The organism is Polaromonas sp. 39-63-25 (genome assembly GCF_002278925.1).
GTDB lineage: Bacteria > Pseudomonadota > Gammaproteobacteria > Burkholderiales > Burkholderiaceae_C > Polaromonas.
In genome coordinates, this window is sequence record NZ_NCJH01000006.1 from 376,946 (window position 1) to 398,263 (window position 21,318).

Consider the following 21,318-nt stretch of genomic DNA (forward strand, 5'->3'; position numbering starts at 1 on the left):
TCAATTGCTACTGATTTGATAGCTGCTTGCGCCCGCGGTATCTACGCCGGGGGCTTAAAATGCTTCATAGATCCGAAATACAGATCCACGAGGTAACACCCCATGATCCGCCTGACCGAGCTCAAGCTGCCGCTTGACCACCCCGAAGACGCGCTGCCCGCGCTGATTGTCAAGACGCTGGGCATCCAGCCTGCCGAGCTGCTGCGCCACAGCATCTACAAACGCAGCTACGACGCACGCAAGCAGAAGCTGCTGCTGGTCTACATCGCCGACGTCGAGCTTGCCAGCCCCGAACTGGAGCAAACACTGCTCAGGCAGTTTGAAACCAACCCCCACATTCGCCCGGCGCCTGACCAGAGCTACCACCTGGTGGCACGGGTGGACAGCGCGCCGGCTGTGCGCCCCGTCGTTGTCGGCTTCGGCCCCTGCGGCATTTTTGCGGCGCTGCTGCTGGCGCAGATGGGTTTCAAACCCATCGTGCTGGAACGTGGCAAGAAAGTGCGCGAGCGCACCCAGGACACCTGGGGCCTGTGGCGCAAGGGCGTGCTGAACCCCGAATCGAATGTGCAGTTTGGCGAGGGCGGTGCCGGCACATTTTCCGACGGCAAGCTCTGGAGCCAGATCAAGGACCCGCGTTTCCTCGGCCGCAAGGTCATGACCGAGTTCGTCAAGGCCGGCGCGCCCGAAGAGATTCTGCTGGTCAGCAAGCCACACATCGGCACCTTCAAGCTGGTCAAGGTGGTCGAACACATGCGCGAGCAGATCACGGCGCTGGGCGGCGAGATCCGCTTCCAGCAGCGCGTCAGCGATGTGCTGATCGAGGGCGGGCAGATTCGCGGCCTGACCGTGCAGAACCTGCAGGACGGCAGCAGCTACGAGTTGCGCGCCGACCATGTGGTGCTGGCGCTGGGCCACAGCGCACGCGACACCTTTGCGATGCTGCATGAGCGCGGCGTCTACATGGAGGCCAAGCCGTTTTCAGTAGGTTTCCGCATCGAACACCCGCAGGGCCTGATCGACCGCGCGCGGCTCGGCCAGCACGCCGGCCACCCGCTGCTGGGCGCGGCCGACTACAAGCTGGTGCACCATGCGGCCAATGGGCGTTCGGTCTACAGCTTCTGCATGTGCCCGGGCGGCACCGTGGTCGCGGCCACCTCCGAGGTGGGCCGGGTCGTGACCAACGGCATGAGCCAGTACTCGCGCAACGAGCGCAACGCCAACGCCGGCATCGTGGTCGGCATCACCCCGGCCGACTACCCGGGCGGGCCGCTGGCCGGCATAACCTTCCAGCGCCAGCTCGAGTCACACGCCTTCACGCTGGGCGGCGGCGGCTACGTGGCGCCGGGCCAGCTGGTCGGTGATTTTGTGGCCGGCAAAGCGTCCACCCAGCTCGGCAACGTGGAGCCGTCCTACAAGCCCGGCGTGTTGATGACCGACCTGGCCAGCGCCCTGCCCGGCTACGCCATCACGGCCATGCGCGAGGCGCTGCCGGCCTTCGGCAAGAAGATCAAGGGCTTCGACATGTTTGACGCCGTGCTGACCGGCGTTGAAACCCGCACCTCGTCACCGCTGCGCATCACGCGCGGCGACGATTTCCAGAGCCTGAACGTCAGGGGCCTGTATCCGGCGGGCGAAGGCGCCAGCTACGCGGGCGGCATTTTGTCGGCTGGCGTGGATGGCATCGAGGTGGCCGAGGCGGTGGCGCTGAGCATCACCGGCTAGATCTACCTCACACGTGTCGCTCCGCATCCTGTGACTATGTCATCCCGGACTCGATCCGGGATCCAAGCACCGCGAACCACCTTCATTCATGCAGGCATGGATTGCGGGTCAAGCCCGCAATGACAGGAAAAAAGAAGGCATTTCAGCGGAAAATTGGAGCGCGCAAAAAAGCCGCTGCAACCGCAGCGGCTTTCTTGTTGTCCGGAGGTGCTTAAACCTGGCCGGGCTGGGCCGATTGCAGCGCGGCAATACGCTCTTCAATCGGCGGGTGCGTGGCAAACAGCTGGCCGATGCTGCCGGTGATGCCCATGGCTTCCACCGCCTTGGGCAACTGGCCGGGCACCATGCCGCCCAGGCGGGCCAGCGCGTTGATCATGGGCTGTTTGCGGCCCATCAGCTGCGCGGCACCGGCGTCGGCGCGGAACTCGCGGTGGCGCGAGAACCAGGCAACCACGATGGCGGCGGCAAAACCGAGCACGATGTCGAGCACGATGGTGCTGACGTAATAACCGATGCCGGGGCCGGAGTTGCTGTCGCTGCCCTTGCGCAGAAAGCTGTCCACCGCATAACCGATGACGCGGCTGAGGAACACCACGAAGGTGTTCATCACGCCCTGGATCAGCGTCATGGTGACCATGTCGCCATTGGCCACGTGGGCGATCTCATGGCCGAGCACGGCTTCGATCTCTTCACGCGTCATGCCCTGCAGCAGGCCGGTGGAGACGGCAACCAGCGCCGAGTTCTTGAAAGCCCCCGTGGCAAAGGCGTTGGGCGCACCTTCGAAAATGCCCACCTCGGGCATGCCGATGCCGGCGGTGGTCGCCAGCTTGCGCACGGTCTCGACGATCCAGGCTTCGTCGGCGTTCTGCGGTTCGTTGATCACGCGCACACCGGAACTCCACTTGGCCACCGGCTTGCTGATCAGCAGCGAGATGATCGCGCCGCCAAAGCCGATGACCGCGGCAAAGCCCAGCAGCATGCCCAGGTTCAGCCCTTGCGGCGTGAGGTAGCGATTGACGCCCAGCAGGCTGGCGACAATGCCCAGCACCACCACAACGGCGAGGTTGGTCATGACAAATAGAAAAATACGCTTCATGGATGCTCCGTAGAGGTCGGTAAAAACAAGTGCCGCAAAAAAAAGGGACTGTTGCGGGCAAATGGGGAGGGTTCAGCCCAAATCAAGCGCAGGATTTTTTACTTGGTGTTGTTTACCGGCGCGGGCGGAATACGAAAGAGTCATCATAAAAGGAAAAGTTCTCGTTTTCCGGCCACCAGAGCGGCACACCGAGCACCGGCAAGGGCACAAACGGTTTGGCAGCGAGCTTGTCCGCGCTCAGGTCGGCGGCCACCCAGGCATCCAGCTCCGCTATGGAATTCATAGCTGGTTGCGCCCGGTAGATATGGGCTGTGATCGGTTTTCGTGGGTAAACCAGCTTCTCCAGCAAGGCATGGCCAAACAGCACCAGCTGCGTCTGCTGCCAGAGCGGGCGCAAGTCGACAAACAGGCGCTGCCAGTCCCGATCCACCAGCGCATCCCACAGCGGGGGCGGTGCCGACAGGAAGGCCGCGTTTTCGTCGAACACCGTCAGCGCGTCACGCACCGGCCCGCGCAGAGGCGCCACACCGGCCGCGGCGATTTCTGCGGCCTGCAGCAGGTTGAGCTTTTTCTTGGTCAGCGGAAAACGCATCCAGCACAGCCCGTTGAAAAAGTCGTGCAGGTTGTCGCGTGTCGGAACGGTGCCGGTCTCAAAAATGAACTGCTCGTAGGCCTGCCCGTCGGGCAAGTCGGACTGCGGCACAAAACGCCGTGGCGCCGCCGGCTCGCGGTTCAGGGCCTCATGACACAAGGCACCGGCTGCGATGGCCTGAGCCACGCGTTCACCGGGTTCGCGCCACGGCGCCAGCCAGGGGCGATTCCAGTCCACCGGCCAGGCTGCGGCTGGCGCGTCAGCGCTCATCCGTTCCTGGCAGCCGGCCGCGACAGCCTCTTGTCGCGCACCATCACCGTGGACTTGCCTTCGTCGACGATGTCGAACAGCTGCGTGGCCACCAGCAGCTTGGTCAGCGTGGCGTAGCCGTAGTTGCGGTGGTCGAACGAAGCCTGGTTGGCGATTTGCGTGCCGACCGCACCGACGCGCGCCCAGCCCTCGTCGTCGGCGGCGGCCTGCACGGCGTTGCGCAGCAGCATGACGAGTTTGGCGTCCTGCTTGAGCTGCGCCGGTGTGGCGCGCAGGGGCGCAGTGGCCACGGCTTCGGCGTCTTCCCGGCCGCCAGCGGGCGCATCGGCCGCGGTTATGGGGCGCAGCTTGTCGAGGTAGAGAAAACGCGAGCAGGCGTTGACAAAGGGCTCAGGCGTTTTCTGCGCGCCAAAGCCGTAGACCGCCGCCCCCTTGGCGCGCAGGTGCATGACCAGCGGGGTGAAGTCGGCGTCGGACGAGACAATGCCGAAAGCGTCGGGCCGGTCGGTGTAGAGCAGCTCCAGTGCGTCGATCACCATGGCCATGTCGCTGGCGTTTTTGCCCTTCGTGTAATCGAACTGCTGCATGGGACGGATGGCGTGTTCGTGCAGCGCTTCTTCCCAGCCCTTGAGCTCGCTTTTTTTCCAGTTGCCGTAGGCACGGCGGATGTTGGTCTCGCCGAAGGTCGACAGTTCGTTGAGGATCAGGTCGATCTTGGAGGCCGGCGAATTGTCGGCATCAATCAGCAACGCAACGCGGGGTTTGCTTTCCATCAGGGGCTCCCATTGCCAACAAGTTTCCAGGCCAGCGCTTCGCCCGAGCGCAGCGGCTTGAGTTCAGCTTCGCCGAAGGCAAAACTCTCGGGCGGCATCCAGCTTTCCTTCTTCAGCGTGATGGTGCCGGTGTTGCGCGGCAGGCCGTAGAAGTCCGCCCCGTTGAAGCTGGCGAAGGCTTCGAGCTTGTCCATGGCGCCCACGGCATCAAAGGCTTCGGCATACAGCTCCATCGCCGCGTGGGCGGTGTAGCAGCCGGCGCAGCCGGTGGCGTGTTCCTTCAGATGCGCCGGGTGCGGCGCGCTGTCGGTGCCAAGAAAGAAGCGGGGGTTGTCGCCGGTCGCCGCTTCGACCAGCGCCAGGCGATGGGTCTCGCGCTTGAGCACCGGCAGGCAGTAATAATGCGGCCGGATGCCGCCGGTAAAAATCGCGTTGCGGTTGTACAGCAGGTGGTGCGCCGTGAGTGTGGCCCCCAGAAAGCGGCCGGCGTCACGCACATAATGCGCGGCTTCCTTCGTCGTGATGTGCTCGAACACGATTTTCAGTTCCGGAAAGTCGCGGCGCAGCGGGATCAGCTGGGTATCGATGAACACCGCCTCGCGGTCGAACAGGTCGATCTCGGGCGACGTCACCTCGCCATGCACCAGCAGCAGCAGGCCTTCGCGCTGCATGGCCTCCAGCGTCCTGTAAGTCTTGCGCAGGTCGGTCACACCGGCGTCGCTGTTGGTGGTGGCACCGGCCGGGTACAGCTTGAGCGCCACAACCCCGGCATCCCTGGCGCGTTTGATTTCATCGGGCGGCAGGTTGTCGGTCAGGTACAGGGTCATCAGCGGCTCGAAGGCCACGCCTGCGGGCACGGCGGCCTGGATGCGCTCGCGGTAAGCCATGGCCTGCGCGGCCGTGGTGACCGGCGGGCGCAGGTTGGGCATGATGATGGCGCGGCCAAACTGCGCCGCGGTGTGCGGCACCACGGTGCGCAGGGCGTCACCGTCACGCACGTGCAGATGCCAGTCGTCGGGACGGGTGATGGTTATTTGAGTCATGCCCCCATTGTCCCAAATCTCCGGCCCCCTGCCCCCACCGCCATCTCTGGCGCGTAGCGAGCGGGAGCAGGGCAAGGCGCGGGTGTCAGGCCACCGGAACGTACTTCAGGTACGTGAGGATGGCCTGATCGGGACCCGCAACGCCGCCGTGCGCCCGCGCAGTAGCGCTCAATGCTGCAGGATCTTGTTGAGGAAGTCCCGCGTCCGCTCCTGGCGGTTCTCGGGATGGCTGAAAAATTCGTCCTTCGAGCAGTCTTCGAGGATCTTGCCGCCCACGTCCATGAAAATCACGCGGCTGCCGACCTTGCGGGCAAAACCCATCTCGTGCGTGACCACCATCATGGTCATACCCTCGACGGCCAGGCCCATCATGCAGTCGAGCACCTCGCCGACCATTTCGGGGTCGAGCGCCGAGGTCGGCTCGTCGAACAGCATGGCAATCGGGTCCATGCTCAGCGCACGGGCAATCGCCACACGCTGCTGCTGGCCGCCCGAGAGCTGACCGGGAAACTTGTCCTTGTGCGCCATCAGGCCCACGCGGTCCAGGTATTTCAGGCCGTGGGCCTTGGCTTCGTCGGGCTTGCGGCCCAGCACCTTGATCTGGGCCAGGGTCAGGTTTTCCGTCACGCTCAGGTGCGGAAACAGCTCGAAGTTCTGGAACACCATGCCGACGCGCGAGCGCAGCTTGGGCAGGTCGGTCTTGGGGTCGTGCACGGCCTGGCCGTCAACGTAGATCTCGCCCTTCTGGAAAGGCTCGAGTGCGTTGATCGTCTTGATCAGCGTCGATTTGCCCGAGCCGGACGGGCCGCAGACCACGACCACCTCGCCCTTCTTGATGCTGGTGCTGCAGTTGTTGAGCACCTGCACGGCGCCATACCATTTGGAAACTTCTTTGAGTTCGATCATCTTGTTTCTCCGGGGAGCGGGTGCGATGGGTTGTTAGCGAATGATGGCGATCTTGTTTTGCAGCTTCTTGACGACGTACGACAAGCCAAAACAGATCACAAAATAGACAACGGCGGCCAGCAGGTAGGCCTCTTCGGGGCGACCATAGATCTTGCCGGCCGTCGTCAGGCCCTTGAGCAGGTCGTAGGCGCCAATGGCGTACACCAGCGAGGTGTCCTGGAACAGGATGATGGTCTGCGTCAGCAAAATCGGCACCATGTTGCGGAAGGCCTGCGGCAGCACGATCAGGCGCATGTTCTGCGCATAGGTCATGCCCAGCGCGCGCCCGGCGTTGACCTGACCGCGCGAAATCGACTGGATGCCGGCGCGCATGATCTCGCTGAAATAGGCGGCTTCAAACGCAATAAAGGTGATGATGGCCGAGATTTCGGAGCGATTGTTGGCGCCGCCGGGAATCATGTCGAAAAAAGCGGCAGGCATCAGCAGGTAAAACCACAGGATCACCATGACCAGCGGCACCGAACGCATGCCGTTGACGTAGAAGGTGGCGGGGATCGTCAGCACCTTGGTGCCGGACAGGCGCATCAGGGCCAGCAGGGTGCCCAGCAGGATGCCACCTATGGTCGCGATCACCGTCAGCTCCACACTGAAAATGAAACCCTTGATGACGAACTTGGAAATGATGTCCCAGTTCAGGAAGCTCATGTCAAGACCGAACATGTCAGTGCCCCCCAACGGGGCTGCCGGCCACGATGTAGCCCGGAATCTGGACTTTTTTCTCGACAAAAGCCATGACGCGATTGACCGCGAAGGCTGAAACGGCATAAAGCAGTGTCACGGCCAGGTAGACCTCCACGCCGCGCGAGGTTTCTTCCTGGGCCTGCATGGCAAACATGGTCAGCTCGGCAATGGACACGGCAAAGGCAACAGAAGAGTTCTTGAGCAGGTTCATCGACTCGCTGGTCAGCGGCGGGATGATGATGCGAAACGCCATGGGCAGGATCACGTAACGGTAAGTCTGGGCTGTCGTGAAACCCATGGCCATGCCGGCATAACGCTGGCCACGCGGCAGGGCCTGCACGCCGGCGCGGACCTGCTCGGCAATCCGTGCCGAGGTAAAAAAGCCCAGTGCAAACACGACCAGCAAAAAGCTCGGTACCTGCTGCATGAAAGGGAACATCTTGGGAACGACGAAATACCAGATGAAGATCTGCACCAGCAAAGGCACGTTGCGAAAGAGCTCGACCCAGACATTGGCCAGCCGCACCAGCCACGGGCTGTTGGGCAAGGTGCGCAGCGTGCCCATCAGGCCGCCGGCCAGCATGGCCACCACCCAGGAACTGCCGGCCACCGCCAGGGTCCAGCCCCAGGCTTCGAACATCCATTCCAGATACGTCCGGCCGCTGCCGTCGTCATTCAGAAAAACCTGCCAATCCCAATTCATGTTCTCTCCCGCCAGGAATTTTTCAATCTATCCACCGGCAGCCGGCGCTGCATCGCGTTCGCCAAGGCTGCCACCAAACAACAAACCCCGCCAGCAAGATCACAGACGGGGTTTGAGGTTCAGCTCAAGCCAGGATTACTTCTTGGCGTAGTCTTCCATCGGCTTGTCGTTGGGGGTGGCCCAGGCTGCCTTGGTGCTTTCGCTGACAGGCAGGCCGACACGGCTGTTCTTCGGGGGGATAGGCTGCATGAACCATTTGTCCCAGGCTTTGGCCATGTCGCCGGACTTGATCATGCCGGTGATGGTGTCGGTACCAATCTTCTTGAGGCCGGCGTCATCCTTGCGGATCATGATGGCAATCGGCTCCACGCTCAGCACTTCGCCGACGATCTTGAAATCGGCAGGGTTCTTGGAAGTGGCGATGTTGCCGGCCAGGATGGCGCCGTCCATCACAAAGGCGTCGGCACGGCCGGACTCGAGCAGCAGGAAGCTGTCGGAGTGGTCCTTGCCGAACACTTCCTTGAAGTCAACGCCTTTGGCGCGCTCGTTCTTGCGCAGTGTCTGAACGGACGTTGTGCCGGTGGTGGTGGCCACGTTTTTGCCATTGAGCTGGGCAATCGAGGTGATGCCGGAGTTGGCTTTCACGGCGATACGCACTTCTTCAACGAAGGTGGTGGGCAGGAAAGACACGTCTTTCAGGCGGGTAGCGTTGTTGGTGGTCGAGCCGCACTCGATGTCCACCGTGCCGTTTTGCACCAGCGGGATGCGGTTTTGCGAGGTCACGGGCAGGTACTTGATCTCGAGCTTGCGGCCCACGGCTTTTTCAACGTCGGCAATGACACGCTGACAGATTTCAACGTGAAAACCGGCGTACTTGCCGTCACCCAGGGTGTAAGACAGGGCGCCCGAGGAATCGCGAACTCCCATGGTGATCACGCCGGAAGCCTTGACTTTGGCGAGCGTGTCGGTGGCCTGGGCAAAAGCGCCGCTGCTGGCAAGCAGGGCAAGGGATAAAGCGGCCAGTTTGAGTTTCATGGAGAGTTTCCTTCGGGTTAAATGAAAAGGTTGGTGAATACCATTCTAAGGAGGGGGTACCGGGGTGAACCCCAAGGTTTACCCCAGCCCTGGAAACGGCATCGGGTGGACTGGACAGTTCCATAAAGGGATCAACGCGCAGGAGGCTGGCAACACCGGGGAAGAATCCGAAAGGTCCGAAAGGTTGAAAGCCATCAGCGGATCAAACAAAAAGCAGTCCCCAAGATAGTGCGTGCGTTGATTCGATGGAACACGGATGTCCTGACAAGCAGTCTTTGTGCCAACCCACCGACCTTCGCAGGTCTCGCCGGGAAGCACGCCAATCGCCTTGGCAGAACGTGACGGACTGTAAATTTATGGTTCGTGAAAAGCCAATGCTGTTTGGGTGCAGCATTATGCATATTATTTATAACCACTAAGGGTTGCTACCAAGGCGCGGTTTGCCGGACGTCTTCGGCTGGGCCTGGCTTTCGAGGTAATGCCACAGGGCCTGCGCCGGGCTTTTGGCAGCGGTCTTGCCGGCCGGCCGCTCGCGGTAGACGCGCAGGTCCATGGTCATTTCCAGTCCCTCGCCGGCACTGACCAGCTTTTTGGCCCGCAACTCCTTCTTGACGGCGCTGAAAGGCAAAAACGCAATGCCGTGGCCTTCCAGCGCCATGGCCTTGAGGCCCTCGGCCATGTCGGTCTCATACACCCGGTCCAGGTGGATGGCGGTGCTCGACTGCTTGAGGATCAGATCAACCATGCGCCCCAGGTAAGCCCCGGGGGCATAACCCAGGTAAGGCAGGGGCTGACCGGCCCGACCCGGCAAGCGGAACAGGGGCGTGCCGTCGGCCTGGACTTTCACAAAAGGCGCCAGCACTTCCTGCCCCAGGCTGATCATCTCGTAACGGTCGGCATCGAGCTGGAAAGGCTGCGAGTCATGGTAATAGGCAATCAGCAGGTCGCAGCTGCCCTCGACCAGGCGCAGCACCGCGTCATGCACGTTGAGCGCAATCAGCCGGCTCTTGATGGGGCCGAACTTCTCGCGCAGGCTGCTGACCCAGGCCGGGAAAAAGGTGAAGGCCAGCGAATGGGGCACGGCGAATTCAATGACGTCATGCGCGGCCGAGTTGTGGCCGCGCAGCATGGCGCGTGTGGACTGCAGGCCCTGCAGCATCTCCAGCGACTGGCTGTACAGCGTTTCGCCAGCAGGGGTCAGGCGCGTGGGGTAGGAGCTCCGGTCCACCAGATCGGTACCTGCCCAGGCCTCGAGCGCCTGGATGCGGCGTGAAAACGCCGGTTGCGTCACGTGGCGCAGCGTGGCCGAGCGGCTGAAGCTCCGGGTTTCAGCGAGACTGACGAAATCTTCCAGCCATTTGGTTTCCATGATTTCGATTATGCGAGTTGAAAGCAGACCGAAGCCTACGGGGAATCCCACGGGAACAGCAATTCTGGAACCGGCCGGCGACGGCAAGCTGAGCGCTTTGCAATGCGTTAACGAAACCTCTGTTTTCGCTATCTAAACAATAGCTGCTTGCGCCCGCAGTTATTGGGCTGCAGGCCAAAAACATTCAAGGATTACTCGGAGCTCTGCTGTAGCGCCCACATAGACGCATATCGCCCGCCCAGCGCCAGCAAGGCGGCGTGGGTGCCGCGCTCGATGATCTGGCCGGCTTCCATCACCAGGATTTCATGGGCGTCAACCACGGTGGACAAGCGGTGTGCCACCACCAGCGTGGTCTTGTTTTCGGCGATGCTGCGCAGCTCGGCCTGGATCGCACGTTCATTGGCCGAGTCCAGCGCCGAGGTGGCTTCGTCAAAAATCATGATGGGCGGGTTCTTCAGCAGGGTGCGGGCAATCGCCACGCGCTGCTTCTCGCCGCCGGACAGTTTCAGGCCGCGCTCGCCGACCATGGTGGCGTAACCGGCGGGAGTGGAGGCAATGAAGTCATGGATGCGGGCCGCGCGCGCGGCCTCTTCCACCTGGGCGCGGCTGGCGCCGGGCTGGCCATAGGCGATGTTGTATTCGACCGTGTCGTTGAACAGCACGGTGTCCTGCGGCACGATGCCGATCGCCTGGCGCAGGCTGGCCTGCGTCACCTCGCGGATGTCCTGGCCGGCGATGGTGATGCGGCCCTGCTGGACATCGTAGAAGCGAAACAGCAGGCGTGCCAGCGTGGACTTGCCTGCGCCTGACGAACCAACCACAGCCACCGTCTTGCCCGGCGGTATCACGAAGCTGATGTGGTGCAGGATGGGCCGGGACGGCTCATAGGCAAAACTGACGTTTTCAAAACGTACTTCCGGCGAGGCCTGCAGGCTCAGCGCCGGGGCGCCGGGTTCGTCGGCGATCTCGCGCTCGCGCTCCATCAGGTTGAACATCTTGGACAGGTCGGTCAGGCTTTGCTTGATCTCGCGGTACAGCACGCCCAGAAAGCCCAGCGGAATGTAGAGCTGGATCATGAAGGCGTTGACCATGACCAGGTCGCCCAGCGTCATGCGGCCGTCCACCACGCCCTGGGTCGCGCGCCAGAGCATGGCCACCAGACCGGTGGCAATGATCAGCTGCTGGCCGGTGTTGAGCAGGCTCAGCGTGGTCTGGCTCTTGACGGCGGCGCGACGGTAACGCTTGAGGTTTTCGTCGTAGCGCAGGGCCTCGAACTCCTCGTTGTTGAAGTACTTGACGGTTTCGTAGTTCAGCAGCGAATCGATGGCGCGGCTGTGCGCCGAGGAGTCGAGTTCGTTCATTTCCTTGCGGAACTTGGTACGCCATTCGGTCACCGTCACGGTGAAGCTGATGTAGAACACCAGCGCGATGATGGTGATGCCCGCAAACCAGACGTCGAATTTGACCGCCAGCAACGTCAGCACCAGCGTGACTTCGATCAGTGTCGGGATGATGCTGTACAGCGAATAGGAAATCAGCGAATGCACACCGCGGGTGCCGCGCTCGATGTCGCGTGTCATGCCGCCGGTCTGGCGCTCCAGGTGAAAACGCAGGCTCAACGCATGCAGATGCCGGAACACCTCCAGCGAAATGCGCCGCGCCGCGCCTTCGGTGGCCTTGGCAAACACCAGCTCGCGCAGCTCGGTAAACAGCGAGGTTGACAGGCGCAGCAACCCATAACCGACCAGCAGCGCGGCCGGCACGACCAGCACGGCCTGCACATCGCCCGGCTTGAAGCTCATCGCGTCCACCAGGTTTTTCAGCAGCAGCGGCACGCCGACGTTGGCGAGTTTGGCGCCGACCATGAAGGCCAGCGCGGCCATCACGCGCCATTTGTAGTCCCAGAGGTAGGGGAACAGGCGCTGCAGGGTCGCCCAGTCGGAGCGGTTCAGCGCAGGTTGGGGAGGTGCGCCGGGGGCGGGCGGCGTTTCGGCGGCGGGGGCATGGGAGCGCATCGGAGACAATTGTCCTGTTGTTTCAATTTTTCAATACCGATTGTGCCTATGTCCAACGAAACCGGCCTTCCCCCCCAAGCCCTGAACGTCAAACTGCCTCTCGACAAGGAACTGGTGCTCAAGGTGATTCCGATGCCGGCGGACTGCAATGCCAACGGCGACATTTTCGGCGGCTGGGTCATGGCCCAGGTCGACCTGGCCGGCTCGGTGATCCCGGCGCGTTATGCCGGCGGCCGCATGGCCACCGTCGCGGTCAACGAATTCATCTTCAAGCAGCCGGTTCGCGTCGGCGACATCCTGTCCTTCTACTCCGAACTCACGCGCATAGGCCGTACCTCGATGACGGTCAAGGTCGAGGTGTATGCCGAACGGTTTGGCTCGCAGGGGAGCTACATCAAGGTGACCGAGGCCAGCGTGACCTATGTGGCGATCGACGACGCCGGCCAGCCGCGCCCCGTGCCGCCGTCGTCGTTGCCGCGGCCGCTATCGTTGTGATAGCTGCCTCCGCCCGTCAGACAAGGGCTGGAGGCCAATTTCATCATTAAAACTTGCCGTGCCGCCCCTGGCCGCCGGCAAAACGGGCCGCGCCCTGCAGGCCCTCGCCGATGCAGTCCCGGCCGCGGTCCCATTCCTGCTTGAGCGCCTGCGGCATGGGCAGGTCCCACTGGGTATAAGCACTCTGGCGATCGGCCAGCATGGTCTTCTGGGGGAACGCCGCCAGCTGCCGCGCCAGCAACAGCGCCGCCTCACGTGCCGTGCCTTTGGACACGACCCGGTTGCACAAGCCCATCTGCAGCGCCTCCTTCGCCTCCACCTTGCGCCCGGTCAGAATCAGGTCCATGGCATGGCCCATGCCGACCAAGCGCGGCAGGCGCACCGTGCCGCCGTCAATCAGCGGCACGCCGAAACGGCGGCAATAAACGCCGAAGTAGGCGTCTTCCTCCATCACCCGCATGTCGCACCACAGCGCCAGCTCCATGCCGCCGGCGACGGCTGCGCCGCTGACCGCGGCAATCACCGGTTTGGACAGCAGCAGGCGGGACGGACCCATCGGGCCCAATGGCTGGCTGTCTTCGGCCTGAAAATCCAGCGCGGCAAACATATCCGGCCCGGCGTCCTGTGGTTCGTTCAGCATCTTCGCGCCGGACTGTAAATCCCAGCCGGCGCAGTAATGTCCGTGCGCACCGTGGAACACCGCGACTTTCGCGCTGTTGTCGGCATCGAAGGCCAGGAAGGCCTCATACAAGGCACGCGCATGTTCAGCGTCCACCGCGTTGCGCACCTCGGGGCGCTCCAGGGTGACGAGGGTCACCTCGCCATCCTTCTCTATATGGACTGTCATGTGTCTCCCCACCAGCCGACGCGCGGCGCGGCGAGACACGCCGCCAGCTCGTCGGCGTTGACATCAATCTCCATGCGCAACAAGGCAGCCGCCATGGACTTGCCCAGGTTGTCCAGCCGCAGATTGCGCGCACCGCCGCCCTGCAGCGCGTCGTGCAGCACCAGCTTGATCGCCAGGATGTTGGGCAGGGTCCAGCATTCGACTTCACCCGGCAGCCAGGGTGCGAAGTGTTCTGCCACACGCTGCGCGGTGACCTCGCGCGCCAGCACGGCGTAACCTGCCGCGTTCCAGGCAAACAGGCCGAAGTCCACCCAGTCGGCCTTGTCGCCGCTGCGTGCGTGGGCCAGCCTGACAAGCTGGATTTTTTGAGTGGGGGTTGTCATGTCTGCAGCAGCTCCACGCGGGTGTTGGGCTCGACCAGGCTGCGATCGATCAGGGCCGGCCAGATGCCCAGCAGCTCGCTGGTGTTGTGCAGGCCGTGGAAACCGCAGGTGTAAGCCGGCCCGCTGAGTCCCATCCACGGGAACAGCCGCCCGAAACCGTCGGCGGCTTTTTTGTCGCGCGTGCGCAGCACCATGCGCACCCAGACTTCGTTGAGCCCGGCCAGCGCCTGTGCATCGGGCAGGGGCGCCAGCGCACCGTGCGCTGAATTCAAGCCCGGGAACTCGACAAACAAAGCCTCGTACGGCACGCCCTTGTCGGCCAGTTGCGCCTTCACCATCTCGACGGCCGCCAGCGCCTTGTCATACGCATCGGGCCAGCTGAAGCCCCAGGTCACCTCGGCCTTGAAACCGTCGCGGTAACCGCCGACGACTTTCAACTGGTCCGTGCGCGGGTGGCCGGTCGCGCCGGTCAGACGCACCCGGTCCTGGCCCAGGTCCTCAAGCCGGACCGTGGACAGGTCCAGCACCACATCCGGCGAAAAATACTGGTGCGGGTCGTGCACTTCATACAGCAGTTGCTGACGCACCGTGTCGAAGTTGATGCGCCCGCCCGTGCCCGGCGCCTTCATGATCACCGCATCGCCGTCTTCGCTGACCTCGGCGATCGGGTAGCCGATGTGGGCCAGGTCGGGAATGGCTTTCCAGGCTTCGGCGCTGCCGAAGTTGCCGCCGCTGCCCTGGCCCGAACATTCGAGCAGGTGCCCGACCGCCAGGCCTTGCGCCAGCCGGTTCAGGTCGGCCGGTGTCGCCGTGTCTCCTGCGTCGCCGAGATTCCAGTTGAACTCGTGCACCAGCGGTCCCAGGAACAGGGCGGCATCGGCGACACGGCCGGTGATCACGATGTCGGCACCCTGCTGCAATGCGGAGACGATGGGACGCGCGCCGAGATAGGCATTGGCAAACACCATGCGCTCACGCACCGAATCGAAAGGCGCGCCATTAAACATGTGTGCCGGTGCCAGGCCGGACAGCTGCCCCATGACCTCATCACCTGTCACAACGGCGACGCGCGCGGTCCATCCTTTTGCTGCAAAAGCGTCGCGAACAGCGGCTGCCGCGCCGGCCGGATTGAGCCCGCCGGCGTTGCAGATGAAGCGCACTTTTCGCTGCACCATCGCGGGCCACAAATGCATGAGCATGGGCACCACGTCCCTAGCGTAGCCGAGGGAAGCGTCGCGCTGCAGATCCTTTTGAAGGATGGCCAAAGTGAGCTCCGCAAGATGGTCGCTGGCGATGTACTGGACCCCGCCGCGTTCGATGCTTGCGAGCACCGGTTCCCATGCGTCTCCGTAGAAACCCAACCCGGCACCAATCCGGATTGATTTTTTCATTGAATGCAGCTCATGATCAGTCCCGTCAGATTCGAGTCAGAAAAAAAAGCGGCCTGTCCCGCCTTCCGGCTATGGCTTATTTTTACCAAGCGCCTGCTTTGTAAAAATTTATTGTGGAGTAAAAGTGCAGTTATTGCAATTGATCATCAGCGGCATCGCGCAAGGCTGCATTTACGGGCTGATCGCCCTGGGTTTCGTCCTGATTTACAAGGCCACCGAAACGGTGAGCTTCGCCCAGGGCGAACTCATGATGCTGGGCGCCTTTGGCGGCCTGGCCTGCATGACCATGCTGGGCTTCCCCTTCTGGCTGGCCATCCTCAGCGCCATCGCCGGCATGGCCCTCTTCGGTGTGCTGCTCGAGCGGCTGGTGATACGGCCCATCCTGGGCCAGCCGGCTTTTTCCATTGTGATGCTGACCATCGGTGTCGGCTACGTGGCGCGCGGGCTGATCACCATGATTCCCGGCATAGGCACTGAAACCCACACACTGCCCGTGCCCTACAAGGACATGATCTGGCAGATCGGCGGCGATGCCAATGCACAGGGCGCCCTGATCCTCAATGTCGAACAGATGGCCGTCATCGGCAGCACCGCCGTGTTGTGCCTGCTGCTGTTTGCATTGTTCAAATACAGCAAGCTGGGCATTGCCATGCAGGCGTCGTCACAGAACCAGCTGGCTGCCTACTACATGGGCATTCCGGTCAAGCGGCTCAACGGCCTGGTCTGGGGCCTGGCGGCTGCTGTGGCCGCCATCGCCGGCCTGCTGCTCGCGCCCATCACCTTTGTGCACGCCAACATGGGCTTCATCGGCCTGAAGGCTTTTCCGGCGGCGGTGGTCGGCGGCTTCGGCAGCCTGCCCGGTGCGATCGTCGGTGGCCTGATCATCGGCATCGTCGAATCGCTGGCCGGTTTCTATGCGCCGGATGGCATCAAGGACATCGCTGCCTACGTGGTGGTGCTGATCATGCTGATGGTCAAACCCAATGGGCTGTTCGGCGAAAAACTGCGGAAGAAGGTATGACCCCCACGCTTTTCACTTCGTGTAATACGCTGCCCCCCGGGGGGGCCGCTGCGCCTGCGGCCCGGCAAAGCCGGTTCCGCGGCCCCTGCTTGAAGTTGGGGATCTCACGCCCGTTGTCATTGCAATCAGAAAAATAACTCATGCGCTTTATCTTCAAGACCGATTACGGGCAGGACATCAATCTTGCCAAGCACGGCGGCCACATCTTCTGGTACAGCGCGCTGGTGTTGCTGCTGGTCGCCGCGCCCTGGCTCTTCGCCGAGTACTGGCTGGCACAGCTGACCTTCATCCTGATCTACGCCATCGCCGGCCTGGGCCTGATGCTGCTGGCCGGATTCACCGGCCTGTTTTCACTGGGCCACGCGGCCTTTCTCGGGGTGGGTGCCTACACCCAGGCGGTCATGACCAATGCCGGCGTGCCCTTCCCGATTGCACTGGCCTGTGCGGCGGGCCTGTCGGCCACGGTGGGCCTGGTGGTCGGGCTGCCGGCGCTGCGCGTCAAGGGCATCTACCTTGGCATTGCCACACTGTCCTTCGGTTTCATCGTCGAAGAAGTGTTTGCGCGGTGGGAGTCTGTCACCGGCGGCAACTCGGGCATCCATATCAAGGCACCCGACCTGTTCGGCTGGAAGCTGGGCAGCGGCGAAGAGTTCTATTTTCTTTGCCTGGTGATTACCATCGGCGCCACGTTGGCCATTCTGAACCTGCTGCGGTCGCCCACCGGGCGCGCCTTCGTGGCGATTCGCGACTCGGAAATTTCGGCACAAAGCATGGGCATCCATCTGGCCCGCTACAAAACCCTGTCGTTCGCGCTGTCAGCCGCGCTGGCCGGCATTGCCGGGGCGCTCTACGCCCACAAGCTGCAGTTCATCTCACCTGAGCAGTTCAACATCCTGCAGTCCATCGACCTGCTGCTCATGATTGTGGTCGGCGGCCTGGGGTCGGTGCACGGCGCTTTCCTTGGCGCCATCTTCCTGATCTCGATGCCGCAGGCCATTGCGCTGGTCAAGGACTACCTGCCGGACTTCATCGGGCAGGCGCCCGGCCTGCAGGGCCTGGTCTACGGCCTGGTGCTGATTGGTTTTGTCCTGTTTGAACCCCTGGGCCTGTATGGGCGTTGGCTCAAGATACGCACCTACCTGCAGACCTTTCCCTTCTACCGCAAGGGCATGTTCAAGCGCCAGAAATCTTTTCAAAAGTCGGATCGCCTGAAATGAGCGCCATACAACCATCCGCCATGCAGCCCCTGCTGTCCGCAAAAAATCTCAGTGTTCGCTTTGGAGGCGTCCTGGCTGTGAACAATGTCAGCTTCGATGTCAAACAAGGTGAGGTGTTCACCCTGATCGGCCCCAATGGCGCCGGCAAGACGACCGTCTTCAACCTGATCAGCCGCATCTACACACCGACATCTGGCGACATCGACTACATGGGCACCAAACTGACCGACCAGCCACCGCACAAGATCGCCGCACTCGGTATCGCACGCACCTTCCAGAACATCGAGCTGTTTGAGCATGCCACCGTGCTGCACAACCTGCTGATCGGCCGGCACACGCACAGGCAGACCGGTTTGTGGAGCGAAATTTTCTTCACGAAGAAAACGCGCGAAGCCGAAATTCAGGCGCGTGAAAAGGCCGAGCAGATCATCGACCTGCTGGACCTGCAACACCACCGTGACTCCTATGTGGCCGGCCTGCCCTACGGCGTGCGCAAGGTGGTGGAGCTGGCCCGGGCCCTGTGCACCGAACCCAAACTGCTGCTGCTTGACGAGCCTTCCTCGGGGCTCAATGTGGAGGAAACCGACGACATGGCCTTCTGGATCCAGGACATCAAGAACGAACTGGGCATCACGGTGCTGATGGTCGAGCACGACATGACGCTGGTCTCCAAGGTCTCCGACCGCGTGCTCGCGATGAACCAGGGCGAGGTGCTGGCCATGGGCACACCACGCGAGGTGCAGAACGACCCCGGCGTGATCGAGGCCTATCTCGGCTCCATCGATGATGTGTCCTCGCTGCGGCGCGAACACAAGTCCCCCATCCTGCGAAGCGAGGTGGACGCATGAGCGCCGTACCACCCCCTGTGAGCGACCAGCCCGTGCTCAAGCTGCTCAACGTCGAAAGCTCCTACGGCCCCATCAAGGCCATACGCGGCGTCAGTCTGCAGGTGCGCCGCGGCGAAATTGCGACCGTGCTGGGCTCCAATGGTGCGGGCAAAACCACCATCCTGAAAACCATTTCCGGCATCATCGACCCGCGCAAGGGTTCGATCGAATTCAAGGGCGGCAACATCACGGCGCAGGACCCGGCCTACATCGTCCAGCAGGGCCTGAGCCATGTGCCCGAAGGCCGCGAAGTCTTCCCGCTGCTCAGCGTGCGCGACAACCTGCTCATGGGCGCCTATACCCGCAAGGACCGCGATGGCGTGGCGCGGGACATCGAGGTGGTCTTCGGCTACTTTCCCATCCTGCGCGAGCGTGCGCTGCAGGACGCCGGCCTGCTTTCGGGAGGCCAGCAGCAGATGCTCTCGATCTCGCGCGCGCTGATGGCCTCGCCCGACCTGATCCTGCTGGACGAACCCAGTCTGGGCCTCAGCCCCAAGCTGACCAAGGAGATCTTCGAGATCGTGGTGCGTATCAACCGCGAACGCGGCACCACCATTTTGCTGGTCGAGCAGAACGCCAACATGGCCCTGAATGCCTCCGACTACGGCTATGTGCTGGAAAACGGCCGCATCGTGATGGAAGACACCTGTGCCCGCCTGCGGGAAAAGGAAGACATCAAGGAGTTCTACCTGGGCATGAAGGAAGACGGTGTGCGCAGCGAGCGGCGCTGGAAGAAAAAGAAAACGTGGCGTTGAACAATATGTACTTCCGAGTTGCATCCTCCTGCTTGTGTCATTGCGGACTTGATCCGCAATCCATCTCCCCCGAACTGCATTTGCGCGCGAGGCATGGATCCCGGATCAGATCCGGGATGACAGCCCTGTGGAGAAACGTATGAGCAACCTATGGGATCTTTCCCACATCCAGCCTGAAACCCGCGTGGTGCTCGAAGGCGAAACCATTCCGGAACTGTTCTGGAACGGTGTGGCGCAGCGCCAGGACAAGGTCTGGATGCGCCAGAAAAAGCTCGGTATCTGGCGCAGTTGGTCCTGGAACCAGACCGGCGAAGCCGTGCGCGAGATCGCCGGTGGCCTGATCAGCCTTGGTTTTGCGCCCGGTGAATGCGCCTCCATCCTCTCGAACACGGTGATCGAATGGGTACTGGCCGACCTCGCCGTGCTCAGTTGCGGCGGTGTGGCCAATGGCATCTACCCGACCGATGCGGCTTCACAGGTGCACTATCTGTGCGAAGACTCGCGCACGACCATTCTGTTTGTCGAGGATGACGAGCAGCTCGACAAGGCCCTGGAAGTGCGGGCACAGCTTCCCGGGCTGCGCAAGATTGTGGTGTTTGACATGGAAGGCCTGCGCGACCTCGACGAGGCGGATGTCATCAGTCTCGCCGGCCTGCGCGAACTGGGCCGCAGCTACCTTGCTGCGCACCCCGGTGCGGTCGAGGAGCGCGTCAAGGCCTGCAAGCCCGAAGACCTCGCCATCCTGGTCTACACATCCGGCACCACCGGAAAACCGAAGGGGGCCATGCACAGCCACCGGGGCCTGGTGTTCACCGCGCGCGGCTACAACACCCTGGTGGCACAGGACGAAAATGACGAACGCATGTGTTTCCTGCCGCTGTGCCATATTGCCGAGCGCATGGGCGGCGAGTACTTCGCCATGTACACGGGGGCCAAACTCAACTTTGTCGAGAATCCCGAGACCATTCCCGAGAATGTGCGCGAAATCGCGCCCACGGTGTTTACTGCCGTGCCGCGCGTCTGGGAAAAGTTCTACTCGGGCGTGATGATCGCGCTCAAGGAAGCCAGCCGCCTGCAGCAGGCCGCTTACGCCTGGGGCATTGGCGTGGGCAGCGACATCGCGGAGCGGGTCATGGCCGGCCAGCCGGTCAGCAGCTGGCTCAAGCTGAAGTTCACCATCGCCCGGTGGATCGCACTGGACAACGCGCGCAAGCTCATAGGCATCCACCGCGCCCGCTTCTGCGTGACCGGCGCCGCGCCGATCTCACCGGAACTGGTCAAGTGGTATATGGCGCTCGGTGTGCCCATGCTGGAGGTCTGGGGCATGACAGAGACCTGCGGTGCCTCGACCGGTGTGCCGGCCAGCCGCATCAAGCCCGGCTCCATCGGCCCGGCGGCCGGTTACAACGAGGTCAGGCTGGACCCGGCGACCGGTGAAATCCTGGTGCGCGGCACCAATGTCTTCATGGGTTACCTGAACCTGCCGGAGAAGACCGCAGAAACCATCGATGCCGACGGCTGGCTGCACACAGGTGACGTCGGTCTCGTGGACGAGGAAGGTTTTTACCGCATCACTGACCGCATGAAAGACATCATCATCACGGCCGGCGGCAAAAACGTGACCCCCAGCGAACTGGAGAACGAACTGAAGTTCTCGCCCTACATCACCGATGCCGTGGTGATCGGCGACAAACGTCCCTACCTGACCGCCATCATCATGATCGACCAGGAGAACGTCGAAAAATATGCGCAGGACCACGACGTTCCCTTCAGCAACTACCAGAGCCTGACGCGTTCGGCGGAAGTCCAGGAGCTGATCCAGGCCGAGCTGGACCGGGTCAACAAGAAATTCGCACGTGTCGAGCAGATCAAGAAGTTCTTCCTGCTTGAAACACAGCTGAGTGCGGAAGACGAAGAACTGACACCGACCATGAAGCTCAAACGCAAGCTGGTCGAGAAAAAGTACGCCGACACCATCGAAGCGATGTACCGCTAGACCGAAAACACCGCCTCGCAGAGGCTCCCCCCGTCCTTTTAACCGTCGCCAGCAAGACAAA

20 protein-coding genes are annotated in these 21,318 nt (G+C 62.4%); 7 read left to right on the top strand and 13 right to left on the bottom strand.

Translation table 11 applies throughout. The features are described 5' to 3' along the window. Positions 1-102: 102 nt before the first annotated feature. On the top strand, positions 103-1,722 hold the full coding sequence (locus B7X65_RS08285) for an NAD(P)/FAD-dependent oxidoreductase (RefSeq protein WP_293593811.1): 1,620 nt from the start codon (positions 103-105) through the stop codon (positions 1,720-1,722). A gap of 211 nt (positions 1,723-1,933) precedes the next feature. Here the strand turns inward: B7X65_RS08285 and htpX are convergent, their stop codons facing one another. From htpX to B7X65_RS08335, 10 genes are all read right to left on the bottom strand, one after another. Next, on the bottom strand, positions 1,934-2,818 hold the full coding sequence (htpX, locus tag B7X65_RS08290) for a protease HtpX (protein WP_293593812.1): 885 nt from the start codon (positions 2,816-2,818) through the stop codon (positions 1,934-1,936). A gap of 112 nt (positions 2,819-2,930) precedes the next feature. Beyond that, on the bottom strand, positions 2,931-3,680 hold the full coding sequence (locus B7X65_RS08295; RefSeq protein WP_293593813.1) for a DUF3025 domain-containing protein: 750 nt from the start codon (positions 3,678-3,680) through the stop codon (positions 2,931-2,933). Next, on the bottom strand, positions 3,677-4,453 hold the full coding sequence (locus tag B7X65_RS08300; protein WP_293593814.1) for an NYN domain-containing protein: 777 nt from the start codon (positions 4,451-4,453) through the stop codon (positions 3,677-3,679). Before B7X65_RS08300 ends, B7X65_RS08295 begins: the two co-directional genes overlap by 4 nt. After that, positions 4,453-5,496, bottom strand: a complete 1,044-nt coding sequence (gene pyrC, locus B7X65_RS08305) for a dihydroorotase (protein ID WP_293593815.1) — start codon at positions 5,494-5,496, stop codon at positions 4,453-4,455. Before pyrC ends, B7X65_RS08300 begins: the two co-directional genes overlap by 1 nt. Positions 5,497-5,664: 168 nt before the next feature. Continuing rightward, a complete protein-coding gene (locus B7X65_RS08310; RefSeq protein WP_293593816.1) occupies positions 5,665-6,402 on the bottom strand; it encodes an amino acid ABC transporter ATP-binding protein in 738 nt (245 codons plus the stop codon). 33 nt (positions 6,403-6,435) lie between these two features. After that, complete coding sequence (locus B7X65_RS08315) at positions 6,436-7,122, bottom strand: amino acid ABC transporter permease (protein WP_293593817.1); 687 nt, start codon at positions 7,120-7,122, stop codon at positions 6,436-6,438. Position 7,123: 1 nt separating this feature from the next. Then, the gene (locus tag B7X65_RS08320) at positions 7,124-7,846 is read right to left on the bottom strand and encodes an amino acid ABC transporter permease (RefSeq protein ID WP_293593818.1); all 723 of its coding nucleotides are present in this window, start codon (positions 7,844-7,846) and stop codon (positions 7,124-7,126) included. A gap of 135 nt (positions 7,847-7,981) precedes the next feature. After that, positions 7,982-8,881, bottom strand: a complete 900-nt coding sequence (locus B7X65_RS08325; protein ID WP_293593819.1) for an amino acid ABC transporter substrate-binding protein — start codon at positions 8,879-8,881, stop codon at positions 7,982-7,984. A gap of 415 nt (positions 8,882-9,296) precedes the next feature. Continuing rightward, complete coding sequence (locus B7X65_RS08330) at positions 9,297-10,250, bottom strand: LysR family transcriptional regulator (protein WP_293593820.1); 954 nt, start codon at positions 10,248-10,250, stop codon at positions 9,297-9,299. A gap of 191 nt (positions 10,251-10,441) precedes the next feature. Next, positions 10,442-12,265 carry an ABC transporter ATP-binding protein/permease gene (locus tag B7X65_RS08335; RefSeq protein WP_293593821.1) on the bottom strand — a complete coding sequence of 608 codons (1,824 nt, stop codon included), beginning with the start codon at positions 12,263-12,265 and terminating at the stop codon, positions 10,442-10,444. A 48-nt stretch (positions 12,266-12,313) separates the two neighbouring features. Here B7X65_RS08335 and B7X65_RS08340 point away from each other — a divergent pair, with 48 nt between their 5' ends. Then, positions 12,314-12,760: an acyl-CoA thioesterase gene (locus tag B7X65_RS08340; protein ID WP_293593822.1), complete on the top strand. Its 447-nt coding sequence runs from the start codon at positions 12,314-12,316 to the stop codon at positions 12,758-12,760. A gap of 46 nt (positions 12,761-12,806) precedes the next feature. Here B7X65_RS08340 and B7X65_RS08345 read toward each other — a convergent pair whose 3' ends face one another. From B7X65_RS08345 to B7X65_RS08355, 3 genes are read right to left on the bottom strand one after another with little or no spacing between them, the layout of a single operon-like run. Beyond that, a complete protein-coding gene (locus B7X65_RS08345; RefSeq protein WP_293593823.1) occupies positions 12,807-13,607 on the bottom strand; it encodes a crotonase/enoyl-CoA hydratase family protein in 801 nt (266 codons plus the stop codon). Next, entirely contained in the window at positions 13,604-13,990 is a 387-nt protein-coding gene (locus tag B7X65_RS08350) for a hypothetical protein (protein WP_293593824.1), read from the bottom strand. The genes B7X65_RS08345 and B7X65_RS08350 overlap by 4 nt, the downstream gene beginning before the upstream one ends. Next, entirely contained in the window at positions 13,987-15,381 is a 1,395-nt protein-coding gene (locus B7X65_RS08355) for an acyclic terpene utilization AtuA family protein (RefSeq protein WP_293593825.1), read from the bottom strand. Before B7X65_RS08355 ends, B7X65_RS08350 begins: the two co-directional genes overlap by 4 nt. Before the next feature lie 124 nt (positions 15,382-15,505). Between B7X65_RS08355 and B7X65_RS08360 the strand changes: the two genes are divergently transcribed. The 5 genes from B7X65_RS08360 to B7X65_RS08380 all read left to right on the top strand — a co-directional run bounded on the left by B7X65_RS08360 (position 15,506) and on the right by B7X65_RS08380 (position 21,257). Further along, positions 15,506-16,402 (top strand): branched-chain amino acid ABC transporter permease, encoded by an 897-nt coding sequence (locus B7X65_RS08360; protein ID WP_293593826.1) that lies wholly within the window; start codon positions 15,506-15,508, stop codon positions 16,400-16,402. A gap of 140 nt (positions 16,403-16,542) precedes the next feature. Further along, positions 16,543-17,619 carry a branched-chain amino acid ABC transporter permease gene (locus B7X65_RS08365; protein ID WP_293593827.1) on the top strand — a complete coding sequence of 359 codons (1,077 nt, stop codon included), beginning with the start codon at positions 16,543-16,545 and terminating at the stop codon, positions 17,617-17,619. Further along, a complete protein-coding gene (locus B7X65_RS08370) occupies positions 17,616-18,467 on the top strand; it encodes an ABC transporter ATP-binding protein (protein ID WP_293593828.1) in 852 nt (283 codons plus the stop codon). The genes B7X65_RS08365 and B7X65_RS08370 overlap by 4 nt, the downstream gene beginning before the upstream one ends. After that, positions 18,464-19,261 carry an ABC transporter ATP-binding protein gene (locus B7X65_RS08375; protein WP_293593829.1) on the top strand — a complete coding sequence of 266 codons (798 nt, stop codon included), beginning with the start codon at positions 18,464-18,466 and terminating at the stop codon, positions 19,259-19,261. The genes B7X65_RS08370 and B7X65_RS08375 overlap by 4 nt, the downstream gene beginning before the upstream one ends. 139 nt (positions 19,262-19,400) lie before the next feature. Continuing rightward, positions 19,401-21,257 (top strand): long-chain fatty acid--CoA ligase, encoded by a 1,857-nt coding sequence (locus B7X65_RS08380; protein ID WP_293593830.1) that lies wholly within the window; start codon positions 19,401-19,403, stop codon positions 21,255-21,257. Positions 21,258-21,318: the final 61 nt, after the last annotated feature.

Coding starts and splice junctions, on each gene's coding strand:
- B7X65_RS08285 (WP_293593811.1), top strand. CDS start 103: ATGATCCGCCTGACCGAGCTCAAGCTGCCGCTTGACCACCCCGAAGAC.
- htpX (WP_293593812.1), bottom strand. CDS start 2,818: ATGAAGCGTATTTTTCTATTTGTCATGACCAACCTCGCCGTTGTGGTG.
- B7X65_RS08295 (WP_293593813.1), bottom strand. CDS start 3,680: ATGAGCGCTGACGCGCCAGCCGCAGCCTGGCCGGTGGACTGGAATCGC.
- B7X65_RS08300 (WP_293593814.1), bottom strand. CDS start 4,453: ATGGAAAGCAAACCCCGCGTTGCGTTGCTGATTGATGCCGACAATTCG.
- pyrC (WP_293593815.1), bottom strand. CDS start 5,496: ATGACTCAAATAACCATCACCCGTCCCGACGACTGGCATCTGCACGTG.
- B7X65_RS08310 (WP_293593816.1), bottom strand. CDS start 6,402: ATGATCGAACTCAAAGAAGTTTCCAAATGGTATGGCGCCGTGCAGGTG.
- B7X65_RS08315 (WP_293593817.1), bottom strand. CDS start 7,122: ATGTTCGGTCTTGACATGAGCTTCCTGAACTGGGACATCATTTCCAAG.
- B7X65_RS08320 (WP_293593818.1), bottom strand. CDS start 7,846: ATGAATTGGGATTGGCAGGTTTTTCTGAATGACGACGGCAGCGGCCGG.
- B7X65_RS08325 (WP_293593819.1), bottom strand. CDS start 8,881: ATGAAACTCAAACTGGCCGCTTTATCCCTTGCCCTGCTTGCCAGCAGC.
- B7X65_RS08330 (WP_293593820.1), bottom strand. CDS start 10,250: ATGGAAACCAAATGGCTGGAAGATTTCGTCAGTCTCGCTGAAACCCGG.
- B7X65_RS08335 (WP_293593821.1), bottom strand. CDS start 12,265: ATGCGCTCCCATGCCCCCGCCGCCGAAACGCCGCCCGCCCCCGGCGCA.
- B7X65_RS08340 (WP_293593822.1), top strand. CDS start 12,314: ATGTCCAACGAAACCGGCCTTCCCCCCCAAGCCCTGAACGTCAAACTG.
- B7X65_RS08345 (WP_293593823.1), bottom strand. CDS start 13,607: ATGACAGTCCATATAGAGAAGGATGGCGAGGTGACCCTCGTCACCCTG.
- B7X65_RS08350 (WP_293593824.1), bottom strand. CDS start 13,990: ATGACAACCCCCACTCAAAAAATCCAGCTTGTCAGGCTGGCCCACGCA.
- B7X65_RS08355 (WP_293593825.1), bottom strand. CDS start 15,381: ATGAAAAAATCAATCCGGATTGGTGCCGGGTTGGGTTTCTACGGAGAC.
- B7X65_RS08365 (WP_293593827.1), top strand. CDS start 16,543: ATGCGCTTTATCTTCAAGACCGATTACGGGCAGGACATCAATCTTGCC.
- B7X65_RS08370 (WP_293593828.1), top strand. CDS start 17,616: ATGAGCGCCATACAACCATCCGCCATGCAGCCCCTGCTGTCCGCAAAA.
- B7X65_RS08375 (WP_293593829.1), top strand. CDS start 18,464: ATGAGCGCCGTACCACCCCCTGTGAGCGACCAGCCCGTGCTCAAGCTG.
- B7X65_RS08380 (WP_293593830.1), top strand. CDS start 19,401: ATGAGCAACCTATGGGATCTTTCCCACATCCAGCCTGAAACCCGCGTG.